This window comes from Pseudomonas putida, assembly GCF_050989985.1.
Lineage (GTDB): Bacteria > Pseudomonadota > Gammaproteobacteria > Pseudomonadales > Pseudomonadaceae > Aquipseudomonas > Aquipseudomonas putida_AI.
This window is the reverse complement of record NZ_CP158815.1, coordinates 5956250-5973806: the sequence shown is the minus strand read 5'-3', so window position 1 is coordinate 5973806 and position 17557 is coordinate 5956250. Positions and strand designations below refer to the sequence as shown.

The window sequence follows — 17557 nt, the reverse complement described above, 5'->3', positions numbered from 1 at the left end:
ATGACGCAAGTCACGGTGAAACAACTGGCCGATGAGGTCAAAACACCGGTAGAGCGCCTGTTGCAGCAGATGCGTGAGGCAGGTCTGCCGCACACCGCCGCCGAAGAACATGTGACTGACAGTGAGAAGCAATCCCTGCTGACTCACTTGAAAAGCAGCCACAAGGCGAAAGTGGAAGAGCCACGCAAGATTACGCTGCAGCGTAAAACCACCAGCACCCTGCGTGTTGCTGGCAGCAAAAGCATCAGCGTTGAAGTGCGCAAGAAGAAAGTCTTCGTACAGCGTAGCCCGGAAGAAATCGAAGCTGAGCGCAAGCGTGAACTGGATGAACGTCGCGCAGTAGAGAATGCTGCCCGTCAGAAGGCTGAGGAAGAAGCCAAACGTCGCGCCGAAGAAGAAGCGCGCCGCCAGCCCGCTCCTGTCGCTGCGCCGGTTGCTCCGGTCGAAGCTGTTGAGGCGCCTGCTGCGGTCGTCGAGCCTGTGCGTGAGAGCGCCCCGGTTGTGGCGCCTGCTCCGGCTCCTGTGGCTGATACCCGCAAGCGCGACGAGCAGCGTCGTCCGGACAAAACCCGTTCCGACGAAAATCGTCGCGGCGGTGGCGATGGCGAGCGCAAAAACGCTCCGCATCGTGCTTCGGTCAAGGAAAAGGCTCCAGCTCCACGCGTTGCCCCACGTACTACCGACGAAGAAAGCGATGGCTTCCGTCGTGGTGGTCGCGGCAAGGCCAAGCTGAAGAAACGCAACGCCCATGGCTTCCAGAACCCTACCGGTCCTGTCGTGCGCGAAGTGAAGATCGGCGAGACCATCACTGTGGGCGATCTGGCCCAGCAGATGTCGGTCAAGGCCGCTGAAATCATCAAGTTCATGTTCAAACTGGGCACTCCAGCGACCATCAACCAGGTACTGGATCAGGAAACTGCCCAGCTGGTTGCTGAAGAGCTGGGCCACAAAGTGACCCTGATCAGCGACACCGCCCTGGAAGATTCCCTGGCCGAGTCCCTGAAGTTTGAAGGCGAGGCAGTTGCCCGTGCGCCTGTCGTGACCGTAATGGGCCACGTTGACCACGGTAAGACTTCCCTGCTCGACTACATCCGTCGTGCCAAGGTTGCTGCTGGCGAAGCCGGTGGTATTACCCAGCACATCGGCGCATACCACGTTGAAACCGACCGTGGCATGGTGACGTTCCTCGACACCCCGGGTCACGCTGCGTTTACCGCAATGCGTGCCCGTGGTGCCAAGGCGACCGACATCGTGATCCTTGTGGTTGCAGCGGACGACGGCGTGATGCCACAAACCATCGAAGCAGTTCAGCACGCTCAGGCCGCGGGTGTTCCGCTGGTTGTAGCGGTGAACAAGATCGACAAGCCGGGCGCTGATCTCGATCGCATCCGTAGCGAATTGTCGGTACACGGCGTGACGTCGGAAGATTGGGGTGGTGACACTCCATTCGTACCGGTTTCCGCGAAGATGGGTACTGGTGTCGACGAACTGCTCGAAGCTGTTCTGCTGCAAGCCGAAGTTCTGGAACTGACCGCTACTCCATCGGCTCCTGGTCGTGGTGTCGTGGTCGAGTCCCGTCTGGACAAGGGCCGTGGCCCGGTGGCGACCGTTCTGGTTCAGGACGGTACCCTGCGTCAAGGCGATATGGTCCTGGTCGGTTCGAACTATGGCCGCGTTCGCGCCATGCTCGACGAGAACGGCAAGCCAATCAAGGAAGCCGGTCCAGCTATCCCTGTCGAGATCCTCGGCCTGGACGGTACCCCGGACGCTGGCGACGAGATGAGCGTGGTTGCCGACGAGAAGAAAGCCCGTGAAGTGGCTCTGTTCCGTCAAGGCAAGTTCCGCGAAGTCAAACTGGCTCGTGCTCACGCAGGCAAGCTGGAAAACATCTTCGAAAACATGGGCCAGGAAGAGAAGAAGACGCTCAACATCGTCCTCAAATCCGACGTCCGTGGTTCGCTGGAAGCTTTGCAGGGCGCTCTGAACGGCCTGGGCAACGACGAAGTGCAAGTGCGTGTTGTGGGTGGCGGTGTTGGTGGTATCACCGAGTCCGACGCCAACCTGGCACTGGCCTCCAACGCTGTACTGTTCGGCTTCAACGTGCGTGCCGATGCCGGTGCTCGCAAGATCGTCGAGCAGGAAGGTCTGGATATGCGTTACTACAACGTGATCTACGACATCATCGAAGACGTCAAGAAAGCCCTGACCGGTATGCTTGGCAGCGATGTTCGCGAGAACATTCTGGGTATCGCCGAAGTGCGTGACGTGTTCCGTTCGCCGAAGTTTGGCGCGATCGCCGGTTGCATGGTTATCGAAGGCACTGTTCACCGTAACCGTCCGATCCGTGTACTGCGTGAAGACATCGTTATCTTCGAAGGCGAGCTGGAATCCCTTCGCCGCTTCAAGGATGACGCTTCCGAAGTGCGTTCCGGCATGGAATGCGGTATCGGCGTGAAGAGCTACAACGACGTCAAAGTCGGTGACAAGATTGAAGTCTTCGAGAAGGTTCAGGTTGCTCGCAGCCTCTAACTCGCGCACTTCAAGAGCCGTGATGGCCAGCCGCATGGAAATGCACGGCGCATCGCCCGGACTCTAAACGCAACGCCCGGTCTGGCTTCTGTCAGGCCGGGCGTTTGCCGCTTTCAGACCTCATGGGTTTCACCATGGGGCAGTAACAGGTAACAAGACATGGCAAAAGAATACAGCCGTACCCAACGCATCGGCGATCAAATGCAGCGCGAGCTCGCACAACTGATCCGTCGTGAAGTCAAAGACCCGCGTGTCGGCCTGGTCACCATTACCGCTGTGGAAGTCAGCCGTGACGTCGGTCACGCCAAGATTTTCATTACTGTGATGGGCCAGGACAGCCACGAAGAAATTGCGCAAAGCATCAAGGTGCTCAACTCTGCCGCCGGTTTCCTGCGCATGCAGTTGGCTCGCGAGATGAAGCTGCGCAGCGTTCCACAATTGCACTTCCACTACGATGAAAGCGTTGTGCGCGGTGCGCACCTGTCGGCTTTGATCGAGCGTGCAGTGGCTGAAGACAGCCAGCATACGGTTGCGGCAGACGCCGAAGACACCAAGGAGTAACCGGTGGCTCAGGTCAAACGTATCCGTCGAAATGTCAGCGGTATCATCCTGCTCGATAAGCCGCTGGGGTTCACCTCCAACTCGGCACTGCAGAAGGTTCGCTGGTTGCTGAACGCCGAGAAGGCCGGACATACCGGCAGTCTCGACCCACTGGCCACTGGCGTGTTGCCGTTGTGCTTTGGCGAGGCCACCAAGTTCTCGCAATACCTGCTCGATTCCGACAAGGGTTACGAAACACTGGCCCAGCTGGGCAAAACCACCACCACGGCGGATGCCGAGGGTGAAGTTTTGCAGGAGCGTCCAGTGACCGTTGGTCGCACCGATATCGAAGCGGTACTGCCGAATTTCCGTGGGCAAATCAAGCAGATACCGCCGATGTACTCGGCCCTCAAGCGTGATGGGCAGCCTCTGTACAAGTTGGCTCGTGCTGGCGAAGTAGTGGAGCGCGAACCGCGTTCTGTTACTATTACGCGCTTGGAATTACTGGCCTTCGAAGGTGATACTGCGCGGCTTGCCGTTGATTGCAGCAAAGGCACCTATATCCGCACCCTGGTTGAGGATATCGGTGAACAACTCGGTTGTGGCGCTTACGTTGCGCAGCTGCGACGTACCCAGGCCGGGCCTTTCACACTGGCGCAAACCGTCACCCTGGAAGAGCTGGAAGCGGTACATGCCGAAGGCGGCAACGAAGCGGTCGACCGCTTCCTGATGCCATCGGACAGCGGCCTGCTGGATTGGCCGCTCCTGCAGTTCTCGGAAGCGAGCGCGTTCTACTGGCTCAATGGCCAGCCGGTACGTGCCCCGGATGCACCGAAGGTCGGCATGGTACGGGTACAGGATCACAATGGTCGCTTCATCGGGATCGGTGAAGTGAGCGAAGACGGGCGCATCGCGCCACGTCGACTGATTCGGTCAGAATGACCGAACGAGGGTGGCTGTTAACAGGCACGGTCACTACTCATTTTTAGATACAGGGATTTGTCCCTGGCCTGTTGAAGCTGTTTTTTTGAAACAGTTTCCTGATAAAAGGATTGCCTCATGGCTCTCAGCGTTGAAGAAAAAGCTCAAATCGTTACCGACTACCAGCAAGCTGTTGGTGATACTGGTTCGCCAGAAGTGCAAGTTGCACTGCTGACCGCCAACATCAACAAACTGCAAGGTCACTTCAAGGCCAACGGTAAAGATCACCACTCCCGTCGTGGTCTGATCCGCATGGTTAACCAGCGTCGTAAGCTGCTGGACTACCTGAAAGGCAAAGACGTGAGCCGTTACAGCGCTCTGATCGGTCGCCTGGGTCTGCGTCGCTAATAAGCGATTGCGCTAGAGGTTGGTTGTCTGTCGTGCGTCAGCGGGTTTCCGCCGGCGCGTGGCAGGCTCCCAGCCTCAAGTTTTATCTGGATATCTGCTTTCCCAAGCTTCACCCAAGTAGCACCAGGACAACCCGCTCGGGCCGATTCCCGACGTTGCCCAAGAATTTCGCAAGAAACCAGTTTCCCCAAGAGCCACAAAAGAAGGTAGGACACCGTGAACCCGGTAATCAAGAAATTCCAGTTCGGTCAGTCGACCGTTACCCTCGAGACTGGCCGTATCGCCCGTCAGGCATCCGGCGCAGTATTGGTCACCGTTGACGACGACGTCAGCGTATTGGTGACTGTAGTTGGTGCCAAGCAGGCCGATCCAGGCAAGGGCTTCTTCCCTCTGTCTGTTCACTACCAGGAAAAGACTTACGCTGCCGGTAAGATCCCTGGCGGTTTCTTCAAGCGCGAAGGCCGTCCTTCCGAGAAAGAAACCCTGACTTCCCGACTGATCGACCGTCCGATCCGTCCACTGTTCCCAGAAGGCTTCATGAACGAAGTGCAGGTTGTCTGCACCGTCGTTTCCACCAGCAAGAAGACCGATCCGGACATCGCTGCGATGATCGGTACTTCCGCTGCCCTGGCTATCTCCGGCATTCCTTTCGATGGCCCGATCGGCGCCGCCCGTGTTGCTTTCCACGAAAGCACCGGCTACCTGCTGAACCCGACTTACGAACAACTGGCTGCTTCGAGCCTGGACATGGTCGTTGCCGGTACTTCGGACGCCGTACTGATGGTTGAATCGGAAGCCGAAGAGCTGACCGAAGACCAGATGCTGGGCGCGGTATTGTTTGCTCACGACGAGTTCCAGGTTGTGATCAACGCCGTTAAAGAACTCGCTGCCGAAGCTGCCAAGCCAACCTGGACCTGGGCTCCACAAGCCGAAGCCACCGAACTGCTGGGTGCTATCCGCGCAGAGTTCGGCGAAGCGATCTCCCAGGCCTACACCATCACCGTCAAGGCCGACCGTTACGCTCGCCTGGGTGAGCTGAAGGATCTGGTCGTTGCCAAGCTGGCACGCGAAGAAGGCCAGCCATCCGCTGCCGACGTCAAAGCCGCTTTCGGCGAAATCGAATACCGCACCGTTCGCGAAAACATCGTTAACGGCAAGCCACGTATCGACGGTCGCGACACTCGCACCGTACGTCCGCTGAACATCGAAGTCGGCGTTCTGCCGAAGACTCACGGTTCGGCGCTGTTCACCCGTGGTGAAACCCAGGCGCTGGTTGTTGCAACACTGGGCACCGCCCGTGACGCGCAACTGCTGGACACCCTGGAAGGCGAGAAAAAAGACCCGTTCATGCTGCACTACAACTTCCCACCGTTCTCGGTAGGCGAGTGTGGCCGCATGGGTGGCGCCGGTCGTCGCGAAATCGGTCACGGCCGTCTGGCCCGCCGTTCGGTTCAGGCCATGCTGCCTGCTGCTGACGTGTTCCCGTACACCATTCGTGTCGTATCGGAAATCACCGAGTCCAACGGTTCCAGCTCCATGGCTTCGGTCTGTGGTGCTTCCCTGGCGCTGATGGATGCTGGTGTACCGATGAAGGCTCCGGTTGCCGGTATCGCCATGGGTCTGGTTAAGGAAGGCGAGAAATTCGCTGTTCTGACCGACATCCTGGGCGACGAAGACCACCTGGGCGACATGGACTTCAAGGTAGCCGGTACCGCCAAAGGCGTGACCGCGCTGCAGATGGACATCAAGATCAAGGGCATCACCGAAGAGATCATGGAAATCGCCTTGGGCCAGGCCCTGGAAGCGCGCCTGAACATCCTCGGTCAGATGAACCAGATCATTGGCCAGTCGCGTACCGAACTGTCGGCCAACGCTCCGACCATGATCGCGATGAAAATCGACACCGACAAAATCCGTGATGTCATCGGTAAAGGCGGCGCGACCATCCGTGCGATCTGTGAAGAAACCAAAGCTTCGATCGACATCGAAGACGACGGTTCGATCAAGATCTTCGGCGAAACCAAGGACGCGGCAGAGGCTGCACGTCAGCGCGTTCTGGCAATCACCGCTGAAGCGGAAATCGGCAAGATCTACGTCGGCAAGGTTGAGCGCATCGTCGACTTCGGCGCATTCGTCAACATCCTGCCTGGCAAGGACGGTCTGGTTCACATCTCCATGCTGAGCGACGCTCGCGTTGAGAAAGTGACCGACATCCTCAAGGAAGGTCAGGAAGTGGAAGTACTGGTACTGGACGTGGACAACCGCGGCCGTATCAAGCTGTCCATCAAAGACGTAGCAGCAGCCAAGGCTTCTGGCGTTTAATCAGCCCCAAGCCTGATTGCTTCAACGTTGTAAAAAAGGCCCTGCCGTGAAAACGGCGGGGCCTTTTTTATTCGGATGGAGGCGAGATGCTGGCTGAAGTTGCCGGTAAAGCCTGGCGATGCTAGGTTTAGCGCACTGCCCGTGTAGCTCAGTCGGTAGAGCAGCGCACTCGTAACGCGAAGGTCGCAGGTTCGATTCCTGTCTCGGGCACCATCCCTTTCTTACTTCACCTTCCTGCTCAAGTCCTCGACGGCTCGTTTGAGTTGATCGATGGTGCGATCCTGATCGCTCACTTCCCGTTTGAGGTTCGAAATCTCGCTGTTGCTGGAACTCGAACTGGAGCCGCTATTACGCTTGAGCTCTTCGACCTGCTTTTGCAGATTCTCCAGGTCGCGCTCTTGCTCCTTGACGGTGCGCTTGAGCTCATCGATCTCCTTGCTGCTGGAACTGGAGCTGGAGCCACTGGTGCGCTTGAGTTCTTCGATCTGTCGCTCCTGATCCTTGAGGGTGTATTGCATCTTTTCCAGATCTTCGACCGAGAAACTGGATTTGACCAGCACGTCCTTGCCGTACTCATTCTGGATGGCGGTCATTTTCCCGTATGAGTTCGCAGAGCTGTTGCCCAGTTCAATACCGGCAAGAGCTGTTCCTGGCAGTGCCAGGGCTCCCAGCAGGGTCGTCATTGCAGTGGCGGATAGAACGGCGGAAAGCTTCGGGTAGCCAGGCATCGCGAGGGTTCCATATGACATGCCGAGATGGCACATCGCTATGACTTGGGCTTTCGATTTATGTTCCCGTTCCAGACTCAGGCTTTGCGGTTTTTTTGTGGGGTGGATGTAAAGAGTCGTGTAAATCGTCCGACAAACATCCTATATTCGGAGCCTGCCTGAGCTTCGCCCAGCAGTTTTCAGATGATCCCCGAATGGTTCTGAAGGCCAGATAAACCGCGCGACACACGGTTTTTTGCGTCAGAGAGATCCTTGATGATCCACATCCATCTTCCATTCCCCCCGATCAGCGAGAACAACATGACCGTAAAAGAATTGAGCCAGGAAGCCCGCCACGAGGAAGCGCTCAGAAAGTACGCACTCGATGCGCCCGAGTTACTGGAAGAGATCAAGGACTTGAGTCCGGACGATCAGAAAGACCAGATACAGTGGGCGTTCGAGGATGAGGCGGAGGCCCAGGGCCTGCAGCCTTGGGAATTGACGCTCAAGTACACCACCACACCGGAAGAATACGAGGCCGAACGCCTGAAGCTGCATAAAGAGGCGGCCGAGGTGCTGGGCGTGGAGTGGGAAGAGTACTGCGAGATGAACAATCTGGTGGTTTGACGAAAAACTGCTTATCCGCTTTTGTAGGAGCACGGCTTGCCCGCGAAGCGTCCCCGAGATCGCCATCGCCGGCAAGCCGTGCTCCTACAGGTGGTTCAAAGACTCAGACGCATCGACAAGTCGACAGCCTTCACATCCTTGGTCATCGCACCAATCGAAATGTAATCCACGCCAGTCTCTGCAATCGGCAACAACGTGCTTTCGTTGATTCCGCCGCTGGCTTCCAGTTTTGCCTTGCCGCCGTTCAGGCGCACGGCTTCGCGCATGTCGTCCAGGCTCAGTTCATCGAGCATGATGATGTCGGCGCCAGCCGCCAGGGCCTCTTTCAACTCATCCAGGCTTTCCACTTCGATTTCCACTGGCTTGCCCGGTGCGATCTTGTGTGCGGCGGCAATGGCCTGCGGGATGCCTCCGCTAGCGGCGATATGGTTTTCCTTGATCAGGAAGGCGTCATACAGGCCGATGCGGTGGTTGTGGCAACCGCCGCAGGTCACGGCGTATTTCTGCGCCAGACGCAAGCCTGGCAAGGTCTTGCGGGTGTCGAGCAGCTTGACCTGGGTCTGGGCGACAAAATCCGCCAGGTACTGCGCGCGAGTGGCCACGCCAGACAGCAATTGCAGGAAGTTCAGAGCGCTGCGTTCACCGGTCAGCAGCGAGCGGGCAGGGCCTTCGAGATGGAACAGCACCTGGTTGGGTTTGACCCGTTCGCCATCGGCGACCTGCCAGTGCACTGCAACCCGTGGGTCCAGTTGCCGAAACACGGTATCGACCCACGCCGTGCCGCAGATGACGGCGGCGTCGCGAGTAATGATGGTGGCTTTGGCCAGGCGTTCGGCCGGGATCAATTGCGCAGTGATGTCGCCGCTGCCGACGTCTTCGAGCAACGCACGGCGCACGTTGGCTTCGATTTCGGCGGTCAAATCGGCGAGACGTAGATTCGGCATAACGAGCTCCACAAACAAAGTGGCCCGATTATAGGGGCATGGCGCAGGGCAACCCAAGGCGTGCGAAGGGTTCACGGCGCGCTAAAGCCTGCATTTTGTCGATTCCCGGCAGCGATCGGGTGCCGTGCTTGAAGTCATTGCAGACTCCTCTGGTACAGGGGGAACTTTTTACAAGATAATTCGCCTAGTAATTGACGCCATGGCTTTGACGATACGAGGCGTCACCGTTTTCAGGAGGCAGGATGCACAACAACGGAAATGTAGTGCCTTTTCGCAAGGCGAGTACCGACCAAGCGATTCATTCGCCGCTTGTTCGCCTGCCGGTGATTCTGCTCCAGGTCCGCGACAAGGCTGCGCAACAGCTGCGCCAGGGATTGCAGGCGCTGTTCGATAACGCCGACGACACCCTCTTCGAAATGGCCGACCGTGCTCGCAATGACCTCGAACAGAATATTTTCTTCCAGGCGATGCGTGACCTGCGCCTGAAGCGCAAAAGCATCGAGCGATTCTTTTTCGAGCAATTCTTCGAAGCGTTTATCAGCCTGACCCGGTACAGCGCCACGCACATGGCATTGCCTCAGGCAGCGACCTGCACGCCGTTGTGCACTGATGAACTGGAACGCAATGTGGCGGTGGAAGCGATGGTCAACAAGGTGTTGAGCCGTGACGGCTTCGCCCTTGACCAGCTCACCGCGCGCTTGAGCACTCTGCTGGGCAGGTCGCTGATGGAGCAGCACAATCCCATCGGGCCGACGATGCTCTGCGAGTATTTCCTGCAAGCCGGGCGCAGCCTGGGGGTAGAGATCAAGGTCAAGCTCATCATCCTCAAATTGTTTGACCGCTATGTGCTGACCGGCACCGATCAGCTCTACGCCGATGCCAACCGACTGCTGGTGGCCACCGGTGTGCTGTCCGATCTCAAGCCCGCTCCGACAGGCCTGGACGTGGAGCTGGCATCCGAGTCCGACATTCCGCCGGTCGACGAGCCTGCGCTCGCCATCGCTGATGAAGAGGTGATCGGCCTGATCACCCTGGTGTTCGAACGCCTCTGCGACGATCGCAATCTGCCGGATGCCGTCAAAGCGCTGATAGGCCGCCTGCAAACTCCGGTGGTGAAAGTTGCCCTGCTCGACAAGCGTTTCTTCAGCCGCAGCACGCATCCGGCCCGACGTCTGCTCAACGAAATCGCCCGGGCGGCCGTGGAATGGAGTGGGTGCGATGCCCATGAGCGCGACAGCCTGTACCTGCACATCGAGCAGGTGGTGCAGCGCCTCTTGAATGACTTCGTGGAAGACCCGGCGATATTTTCCGAGCTACTGACGGACTTCCTCGCGTTCACCGGTGAGGAGCGTCGTCGCTGTGAATTACTGGAGCAGCGTACCCGTGATGCCGAAGAGGGCCGCGCCCAGTCCGTGCTGGCCCGCCGCCGTGTCGAGCAGGTGTTGAACCAGGCGTTGCTGGGCAGGGTTTTGCCGCGCGCGGTGGTGGTATTCGTCCACGAGACCTGGAGCAAAGTGTTGCTGCTGACCTGTCTCAAGCATGGCGATCAATCTGCGCAGTGGTGCGCCGCGGTGCTGACCATGGAGCAGTTGATCTGGAGCGTCGAGCGCCATGAAGAGCCCGGCGCGCGTGCGCGTTTGCTGGCGTTGGTGCCGGATTTGCTCAAGGCATTGCGCGAGGGGCTGAATGGCTCGGCATTCGATCCGTTTGCCACCAGCGAATTCTTTACCGAGCTGGCAACCCTGCATGCTCAGTTGTTCGAACCGCTGCCGCACGGCGCCCAGGCCGGGTCGTTGATGGTCGAAGTGCTGGAGGAGCTTGTCTTGCCTGGCGCTGACAATGGTGCTTTCGAGACGGTTCCGGTTCAGTTGTCGGTGGATGATGAGGGCTTGCGCCAGGTTGACCGGCTGCATCCTGGCTGTTGGGTCGAGTTTCAGGGCGATGCGGGCAACCCGCTGCGCTGCAAGCTGGCGGCCATTGTCGAAGCCTCTGGCCAATATGTCTTCGTCAATCGATCCGGCCTGAAAGTGCTGGAGCGCAGTCGTAGCCGCCTGGCCCTCGAATTCCGTCGTGGCGCAGTGCGTGCGCTGGACGACACCTTGCTGTTTGACAGGGCACTTGAGTCAGCGATCGGTCATCTGCAACGCCTCAATCACGCCAAGTGATCGCGTCTCGGGGGGCTATCGCGGCATACTGGGCACCAACACAGTCGTCGTTGAAGGAATCGGTATGCAGTTGGACCCCGCGAGCGGTTGGTGTCAGGACGTGCGTTTATGTCCCTCGCCCAACTTCAATGCGCGCCCCACGGGCGAAATTTCCCTGCTGGTGATCCACAACATCAGCCTGCCGCCGGCGCAATTCGCCACCGGCAAGGTGCAGGAATTTTTCCAGAATCGCCTGGATGTCACGGAACACCCTTACTTTGCGGGGATCGCCGACCTGCGCGTGTCCGCGCATTTTCTGATCGAGCGTGACGGTGCCGTCACCCAGTTTGTCTCTTGCCTTGAGCGCGCCTGGCACGCCGGGGTGTCGAGTTTCGAGGGACGGGAAACCTGTAACGATTTCTCCGTGGGCATCGAGCTGGAGGGCACGGATGATTTGCCGTTCACCGATGCGCAGTACGACGCCTTGATCACCCTGACCCGGCAACTGCAAGGCGCCTTCACGGGCATCACCCCAGAGCGTATCTGCGGGCACAGCGACATCGCCCCCGGGCGCAAGACCGATCCGGGACCGGCGTTTGACTGGCAGCGCTACCGTGCGGCCCTGGCAAAAGCCGCTGCGGAAAAAGAGGAACCACAATGAGTTTTCTGGTGTTGCTGTTGGCGGTGTGGATCGAGAAGTTCTCGGCCCTGCGCCATCAGATTCAGCGAGATGGCGGTTGGGTTCGCGAGTTGCACAAACTCGAATCGAACCCGCGCATGGTGAAAAATCCATGGCTGGTGCTGGTCGTGCTGGTGTTGTTGCCGGTCGCACTGCTGGCGCTGCTTTTGTGGGTACTGGACCCGGTGGCCTACGGTCTGTTTGCGCTACCGGTGCACCTGCTGGTGGTGATTTACAGCCTGGGCCGGGGCGATCTGCTGGGCGGTCTCGGGCCTTTCCGCGATGCCTGGCGCCGGGAAGACTTGCAGGCGGCGGCCCATGTCGCCAAGCGTGACCTGGATATCTGTGCCGACAGTGGCGAGCAATTGCTGGAGCGAGTCGAAGGGCATTTGTTGTGGGAGGCCTACCAGAGCTTTTTCGCGGTCATTTTCTGGTACTTCCTGTTGGGGCCAGTCGCCGCCCTGAGCTATCGCCTGCTGGCCCTGGCTGAGGAGCACGGGCAAAACCCAGCGGTGGTCGAGCGCGCCGGACAATTGCGCCACGCCTTCGACTGGATACCGGTGCGCTTGTTGGCGGCGAGTTTTGCCCTGGTCGGCAACTTTGTCGCGGTCAGCAGGATGATGCTGCACGAGTTGCTGAACTGGAACATCAGCGCCGCGCAATTGATCGAAAAGGCCGGGCTGGTGGCCGCTGAAATCCCGGCGCCGGTCGTGGGGCCTGATGGCATCAACAACCTCGACCGGATCTGGGAGTTGCTCCTGCGCTCGGCGGTGCTCTGGTATGCGGGGATTGCGTTGTGGACCGTCCTGCCCTGAGTTTTCGATAGCGATCAAAAAATCGCAGCCTGCGCCAGCTCCTACAGTCGATACGGCGGTAGGAGCTGGCGCAGGCTGCGATTTTTTTCGTTAACCTTAAGTTACAAAACCCTCCCCAAAATTGAGTTATATACAGATAGCGCCCAATAGTGGCTATCTGCTGCCCGGTTGCGCCCGCCAATAAAAATAAGAAATCCAAGGGAGACATTCAGTGAAGAGCTTGCTCTATCCCGCTGTCGCGCTGATGAACCGCTTGAGCTTCGGCATGAAGTTCAGCCTGATCAGTGTCCTGTTCCTGGTGCCGATGCTGGTGACCAACTTCTACCTGGTCCGTGATTCCTATCGCGAATTCCAGGGCACCCGCATCGAACTGCAGAGCCTCGGCCTGCTGGGCCGCAGCGTGGAGCTACGGCGCGACCTGGAAACACTGAACAACCTGGTGCAGATCAACGTCGCCCTCGGCCAGTCGGGCAAGGCGGGCAATCTCGAGTCGCAGATCAGCACGCTGGAGCAAGGCGTACTGGCGCGCATGCAAGCATTGACGGCGATGACCACCGATCCGGAACAGATCGCGGTGTTCGACGGCAAGCGCGATGAAATGATCGCTGCGTTCAAGGCACAGCAAACGGAAAAATCCCTGCAAAGCAAAAGTGCCCTGACCGCCAAGTTGCTGGGCAGCGCGCAGATTTTCAGCCAGATCATCGCCAGCCAGGCGGGGCTGAGCCGCGACAATCAAAGCGACATGCGTCAGCTCAGCGAACTCGCCACTGCCGTGACGCCACGCATTACGCAGATCCTGGGTGACGGCCGGGCGCTCGGTTCCTCTTCCCTGGGGCAGGGGTTTCTCAACTCGGCATCGAGCACTCGATTCGATGAGCTGCTGGCGCAGATCGAGAAAGTCCAGGGCGAATACGGCCTGAAGTTGCAGGACGCGCTGGCCTCGAGCAAGGCCGCGCGGGACATCCTGGCCGTCCAGGCCGATAACAGCAAGGCGTCCTTGAAAAAGGCCAGTGAGCTGTTTGAAGAGAAAGTGGTGATGGCCGACACCCTGGATGCGCCTTGGCAGGCTTTTTACGATCAGGTCACGGGCTTGATGGATCAGACCTACCAGCTCAACGACGCCACCCTGAAATTTCTCGACACCCAGTTGCAGCAGCGCCTGGAGCAGAACCGTACGCACATGATCCTGCAGGCCGTGGCACTGTCAGTGGTGTTTGTGCTGATTTTCTATCTGTACGGCGGCTTTTATGCCTCGACCCGCACCACGCTCAAGCGCCTTGGCGGTGTGATGGACAAAGTGGCGGCTGGCGACATGACCGTCACCTTCAGTGCCCACAGCCGTGATGAGCTGGGGGAGTTGGGTGAAGTGTTCAACGGCACCGTGAAAAAAATCCATGACCTGATCGAACGTGTCGGGCAGACCGTCAGCGAAGTCGAGCGCCAGGCCGGGCAAGTGGAGAATGTCTCGGCGCAGAGCAACCAGGCCGTGGCCGGGCAACGCACACAGATCGAACAGGTCGCCACGGCGATGAACCAGATGTCCGCCACATCCCTGGAGGTCGCGCGCAGCGCCGCCGCGGCGGTCAGCAGCGCCCACAGCGTCAATGACGAAACCATCAGCGGGCGCGGCCTGGTGCAATCCCAGCAGGGCAGCATCGCCGCGCTGGCCAGCGAGATCGATCAATCGGTGCTGGTGATCAATCAACTGGCCAGCGACAGCCAGTCCATCAGCCGTGTGCTGGAAGTGATCAAGAGCATCGCCGAGCAGACCAACCTGCTGGCGCTCAATGCCGCCATCGAAGCGGCGCGGGCCGGGGAACAGGGCCGTGGTTTCGCGGTGGTGGCGGATGAGGTGCGTACCCTGGCCAAGCGTACCCAGCAGTCGACCGAGGAAATCGAGCAGATGATCAGCAAGCTCCACGGTGGCGTGGGCGCGGCGGTCAAGGCGATGGGCGTCAGCCATGAAATGGCGAACGGTACGGTAGGTCAGTCGGAAAAGGTCCAGCAGGCGTTGGAGAACATCCTTGACGCGGTGGGCACGATCGTCGACCAGAATCAGCAGATCGCGGCGGCCGTGGAACAGCAAACCGCCGTGGCCCACGACATTGACCAGAACATTGTCGAGATCAATCGCGCCGGTGAGCGTACCGCCGAAGGCGCGCACCAGACCGAAGATGCCAGCCGGGCGCTGTCGATGCAGGTGGTGGAACTCAAGCAACTGATCAGCGCATTCCGCGTTTAATGGGCATCACACATTCAAATGTGGGAGCGAGCCTGCTCGCGATGGCGTTCACAGATTTAACAGGGTGTTGACTGGCAAACTGTTATCGCGAGCTGGCGCGCTCCTACAGGAGGAGTGGCTTAATTTTCTGTAGTACTTTTTCCGTGTACTGGTAGGAAAAGCCCTGATTTGCTCCGCGCGCTGGCTTTTCGTCTTCAATGCAAGATGATTCAGTTCACTGACCACATGAAGGAGCCATGGTTATGTCCGTTGCAACGCTTGGAATCCTGGGACACTGCGCCCATTGCCAGCGCACGTTGTTGCTCGAATCCTGGCAGCTCAATGCCATCGCCATCAATGAGGCGTTCACCTGTTCCAACTGTCAGAAAGCCTTGCAACTGAACGATCCCAAACAGATCAAGCGCTTCAGGTCGCTCGATTCGCTGGCCATGTTGAAGGCGAGCCTGCTGGTGATGATTTGCACCGCACTGCTGGTCGCATTGGTGATGGAGTGGATCGGATTGCTCAGTGTCGTCGAACAGATCAATTTTTCGTTGTTGGCGATTTTCGTCTACTTCATCGCTCTGCGATTTGCCCGCCAGCGTCAGCACATGACGTTGATTCTCGAGGCCGCCAAGGCCCACGTCGAATGACTACCAGTTGAACAGTTCGCGGGCATTGGCCGTGCTGGCGCCGGCCAATTGTTCGGGGCTGACCGCCATGATCCCAGCCAGTGCCTCACAGATTGCCGGCAAATGCGCCGGGCTGTTGCGTTGACCGGGGAACATGGCGGGCGCCATGTCGGGTGAGTCGGTTTCCAGAGCCACCGATTCCAGCGGTAACTCGGCCAGTACGCGGTGCATGCGCAATGCCTGTGGCCAGGTGGCGGCGCCGCCCAATCCCAGCTTGAAACCGAGCTTGATGTATTCCCGGGCTTCCTCGCGACTGCCGGCGAAGGCATGAATGATGCCGGCGCGTTTGAGCTTGAAGCGTTTGAGCGTGGCAATCACCGCCGCATGGCTGCGCCTTACGTGGATCAGTGCTGGCAGGTTGAAGTCCGCCGCCAGTTGCAGTTGTGCGTCGAACAAGGCCTGCTGGCGTTCGCGGTCGAGGGTTTCGATGAAGTAGTCGAGGCCGATTTCGCCCACGGCGCATAGTTGTCGATGCCCGGCCAGCCGCGTCAGCCAGTCGCCGAGCTGCGTCAGGTGCTCGGGGCGATGATCGTCCAGATACACCGGATGCAAACCGAACGCGGCATAGAGGTCAGGATCGCTGCGCACCAGCTCCCAGACCCGTTGCCAATTGCCCTGATAAACCCCCAGCACCACCATCTTGCGCACACCGAGGGCGCGGCTTTGCGCCATCAGCGCCTGGCGATCGACGTCGAAGTCCGGGAAGTCCAGATGGGTGTGGGTGTCGATCAGCTCCACGGTTCAATCCTGGCGGATACGCTGTTTGAAGGTCCGCGCGATGGCCTGTACGCCAGGCTGGTAATCGGACTGCTCGATCGCCGCCAGGGCCAGGGCCAGGGCTTTGTCGGCAATCAGCTGATGCTGCTGGGCCATGGCATTGACCGGCAACGGCAGGAAGTCCAGCAACTGGGTGTCGCCGAATGTGCCCAGGCGCAGGGGCCGGGTTTTCAGCGGGAAATCATGCAAGGCGTCGAACACGCCCTGCAGCAGCACGTAGGAAGTGGTTATCAGTGCCTCGGGCAAATGCCCTACGCGCTGGAGCATTTCTTCCATCAATTGCTTGCCGCATTCACGGCTGAACGATTCGCCGTGTTCGATCAGCACTTCACCGGTGTAGCCGGTCAGCGCCTGTTTGAAACCGGCGGCCCGTTCCTGGCTGATGCTCAGTTCCGGGCGGGCGCCGATCAGGGCGATCTGTTTGGGCAGCGGATCGAGCAGGCTCTGGGTCAGATGCTGGCTGGCTTCGCGGTCGTCGCTGATCACCGAGCAGAAGTGCTCCGGCTCCATGACCCGGTCGACGGCAATGATCGGGATGCCCTTGGCTTGCAACTGGCGATAGCTGTCGTCACCGACGGGCAGGCAACTGGCGACGATCAGCGCATCGCAGCGCCGGGCGCGGAACAGTTTGAGCAATTGCCGTTCGCTGTCCGGCGCGTCGTCGCTGCTGGCGATCAGCAGCTGATAGCCGCGAGCCCGTGCACCTTGTTCCAGCAACTTGGCGATTCGTGCGTAACTGGGGTTTTCCAGGTCCGGCAGAATGAACCCCAGGGTGCGGGTATGGCGACTGCGCAGCCCGGCGGCCTGGGGGTTGGGCGTGAAGCCATGCTGATCGACGACCGCGCGCACGCGCTCGACAGTCGCGCTGCTGATGCGTTGCTGTTCGGCCTTGCCGTTGATGACATAGCTGGCGGTGGTGACGGACACACCGGCCAACTGGGCGATATCACTGAGTTTCAACCCGCTGTTTCCTTGTTTTTTTCGAGCTTGCCCGACAGTTTCGCCAATCCTAACCGATTCAGGTAGTCGACCCTCGTCGCAGCGCATCCGACAATTGGACTTCACGATTTCGAGGTTATCGAGTAACGTGCGAATCATGCTAGATTAAACGTTTCAGCAGGCGTATTTTCAAGGTTATTGGTGCCTTTTGTCAGTTCTGCCGCGAAACTGCCAAATCTTGTCTTCACACAGGCGCCTAAGCTGAATCATCCAAAACAATACCTGGTGCCCA

Annotated in this window: 15 protein-coding genes and 1 tRNA gene; 12 read left to right on the top strand and 4 right to left on the bottom strand. The window is 59.0% G+C overall.

Annotation, left to right across the window (positions count from 1 at the left end):
• The 6 genes from infB to ABTV29_RS27315 all read left to right on the top strand — a co-directional run bounded on the left by infB (window position 1) and on the right by ABTV29_RS27315 (window position 6933).
• The gene (infB, locus tag ABTV29_RS27340) at window positions 1-2529 is read left to right on the top strand and encodes a translation initiation factor IF-2 (RefSeq protein ID WP_433767669.1); all 2529 of its coding nucleotides are present in this window, start codon (window positions 1-3) and stop codon (window positions 2527-2529) included.
• A gap of 159 nt (window positions 2530-2688) precedes the next feature.
• Window positions 2689-3090: a 30S ribosome-binding factor RbfA gene (rbfA, locus tag ABTV29_RS27335; RefSeq protein ID WP_110966297.1), complete on the top strand. Its 402-nt coding sequence runs from the start codon at window positions 2689-2691 to the stop codon at window positions 3088-3090.
• A 3-nt stretch (window positions 3091-3093) separates the two neighbouring features.
• Window positions 3094-4011, top strand: coding sequence for a tRNA pseudouridine(55) synthase TruB (gene truB, locus ABTV29_RS27330; RefSeq protein ID WP_433767668.1), 918 nt, complete (start codon window positions 3094-3096; stop codon window positions 4009-4011).
• A 117-nt stretch (window positions 4012-4128) separates the two neighbouring features.
• Entirely contained in the window at window positions 4129-4398 is a 270-nt protein-coding gene (rpsO, locus tag ABTV29_RS27325) for a 30S ribosomal protein S15 (RefSeq protein WP_002555121.1), read from the top strand.
• Window positions 4399-4614: 216 nt separating this feature from the next.
• The gene (gene pnp, locus ABTV29_RS27320) at window positions 4615-6720 is read left to right on the top strand and encodes a polyribonucleotide nucleotidyltransferase (RefSeq protein ID WP_433767667.1); all 2106 of its coding nucleotides are present in this window, start codon (window positions 4615-4617) and stop codon (window positions 6718-6720) included.
• 137 nt (window positions 6721-6857) lie between these two features.
• Window positions 6858-6933, top strand: a tRNA-Thr gene (locus ABTV29_RS27315).
• Between the two features lie 8 nt (window positions 6934-6941).
• Here the strand turns inward: ABTV29_RS27315 and ABTV29_RS27310 are convergent.
• Window positions 6942-7448, bottom strand: a complete 507-nt coding sequence (locus tag ABTV29_RS27310) for a hypothetical protein (protein WP_433767666.1) — start codon at window positions 7446-7448, stop codon at window positions 6942-6944.
• A gap of 300 nt (window positions 7449-7748) precedes the next feature.
• Here ABTV29_RS27310 and ABTV29_RS27305 point away from each other — a divergent pair, with 300 nt between their 5' ends.
• The gene (locus ABTV29_RS27305) at window positions 7749-8054 is read left to right on the top strand and encodes a DUF6388 family protein (RefSeq protein ID WP_433767665.1); all 306 of its coding nucleotides are present in this window, start codon (window positions 7749-7751) and stop codon (window positions 8052-8054) included.
• Between the two features lie 95 nt (window positions 8055-8149).
• Here the strand turns inward: ABTV29_RS27305 and nadC are convergent, their stop codons facing one another.
• Entirely contained in the window at window positions 8150-8998 is an 849-nt protein-coding gene (gene nadC, locus ABTV29_RS27300; protein WP_110966302.1) for a carboxylating nicotinate-nucleotide diphosphorylase, read from the bottom strand.
• 242 nt (window positions 8999-9240) lie between these two features.
• Between nadC and ABTV29_RS27295 the strand changes: the two genes are divergently transcribed.
• The 5 genes from ABTV29_RS27295 to ABTV29_RS27275 all read left to right on the top strand — a co-directional run bounded on the left by ABTV29_RS27295 (window position 9241) and on the right by ABTV29_RS27275 (window position 15510).
• The gene (locus tag ABTV29_RS27295) at window positions 9241-11163 is read left to right on the top strand and encodes a DUF1631 domain-containing protein (protein WP_433767664.1); all 1923 of its coding nucleotides are present in this window, start codon (window positions 9241-9243) and stop codon (window positions 11161-11163) included.
• Between the two features lie 64 nt (window positions 11164-11227).
• The gene (ampD, locus tag ABTV29_RS27290) at window positions 11228-11803 is read left to right on the top strand and encodes a 1,6-anhydro-N-acetylmuramyl-L-alanine amidase AmpD (protein ID WP_433767663.1); all 576 of its coding nucleotides are present in this window, start codon (window positions 11228-11230) and stop codon (window positions 11801-11803) included.
• Window positions 11800-12636, top strand: coding sequence for a regulatory signaling modulator protein AmpE (gene ampE / locus ABTV29_RS27285; protein WP_433767662.1), 837 nt, complete (start codon window positions 11800-11802; stop codon window positions 12634-12636). Before ampD ends, ampE begins: the two co-directional genes overlap by 4 nt.
• Before the next feature lie 211 nt (window positions 12637-12847).
• The gene (locus tag ABTV29_RS27280) at window positions 12848-14878 is read left to right on the top strand and encodes a methyl-accepting chemotaxis protein (RefSeq protein WP_433767661.1); all 2031 of its coding nucleotides are present in this window, start codon (window positions 12848-12850) and stop codon (window positions 14876-14878) included.
• A gap of 242 nt (window positions 14879-15120) precedes the next feature.
• Window positions 15121-15510 (top strand): hypothetical protein, encoded by a 390-nt coding sequence (locus ABTV29_RS27275; RefSeq protein ID WP_433767660.1) that lies wholly within the window; start codon window positions 15121-15123, stop codon window positions 15508-15510.
• Here ABTV29_RS27275 and ABTV29_RS27270 read toward each other — a convergent pair whose 3' ends face one another.
• Window positions 15511-16287 (bottom strand): TatD family hydrolase, encoded by a 777-nt coding sequence (locus tag ABTV29_RS27270; RefSeq protein WP_433767659.1) that lies wholly within the window; start codon window positions 16285-16287, stop codon window positions 15511-15513.
• A gap of 3 nt (window positions 16288-16290) precedes the next feature.
• On the bottom strand, window positions 16291-17286 hold the full coding sequence (gene cra / locus ABTV29_RS27265; RefSeq protein WP_433767658.1) for a catabolite repressor/activator: 996 nt from the start codon (window positions 17284-17286) through the stop codon (window positions 16291-16293).
• Window positions 17287-17557 lie beyond the last annotated feature (271 nt).

Coding starts and splice junctions, on each gene's coding strand:
- infB (WP_433767669.1), top strand. CDS start 1: ATGACGCAAGTCACGGTGAAACAACTGGCCGATGAGGTCAAAACACCG.
- rbfA (WP_110966297.1), top strand. CDS start 2,689: ATGGCAAAAGAATACAGCCGTACCCAACGCATCGGCGATCAAATGCAG.
- rpsO (WP_002555121.1), top strand. CDS start 4,129: ATGGCTCTCAGCGTTGAAGAAAAAGCTCAAATCGTTACCGACTACCAG.
- ABTV29_RS27310 (WP_433767666.1), bottom strand. CDS start 7,448: ATGCCTGGCTACCCGAAGCTTTCCGCCGTTCTATCCGCCACTGCAATG.
- ABTV29_RS27305 (WP_433767665.1), top strand. CDS start 7,749: ATGACCGTAAAAGAATTGAGCCAGGAAGCCCGCCACGAGGAAGCGCTC.
- nadC (WP_110966302.1), bottom strand. CDS start 8,998: ATGCCGAATCTACGTCTCGCCGATTTGACCGCCGAAATCGAAGCCAAC.
- ABTV29_RS27295 (WP_433767664.1), top strand. CDS start 9,241: ATGCACAACAACGGAAATGTAGTGCCTTTTCGCAAGGCGAGTACCGAC.
- ampD (WP_433767663.1), top strand. CDS start 11,228: ATGCAGTTGGACCCCGCGAGCGGTTGGTGTCAGGACGTGCGTTTATGT.
- ampE (WP_433767662.1), top strand. CDS start 11,800: ATGAGTTTTCTGGTGTTGCTGTTGGCGGTGTGGATCGAGAAGTTCTCG.
- ABTV29_RS27275 (WP_433767660.1), top strand. CDS start 15,121: ATGTCCGTTGCAACGCTTGGAATCCTGGGACACTGCGCCCATTGCCAG.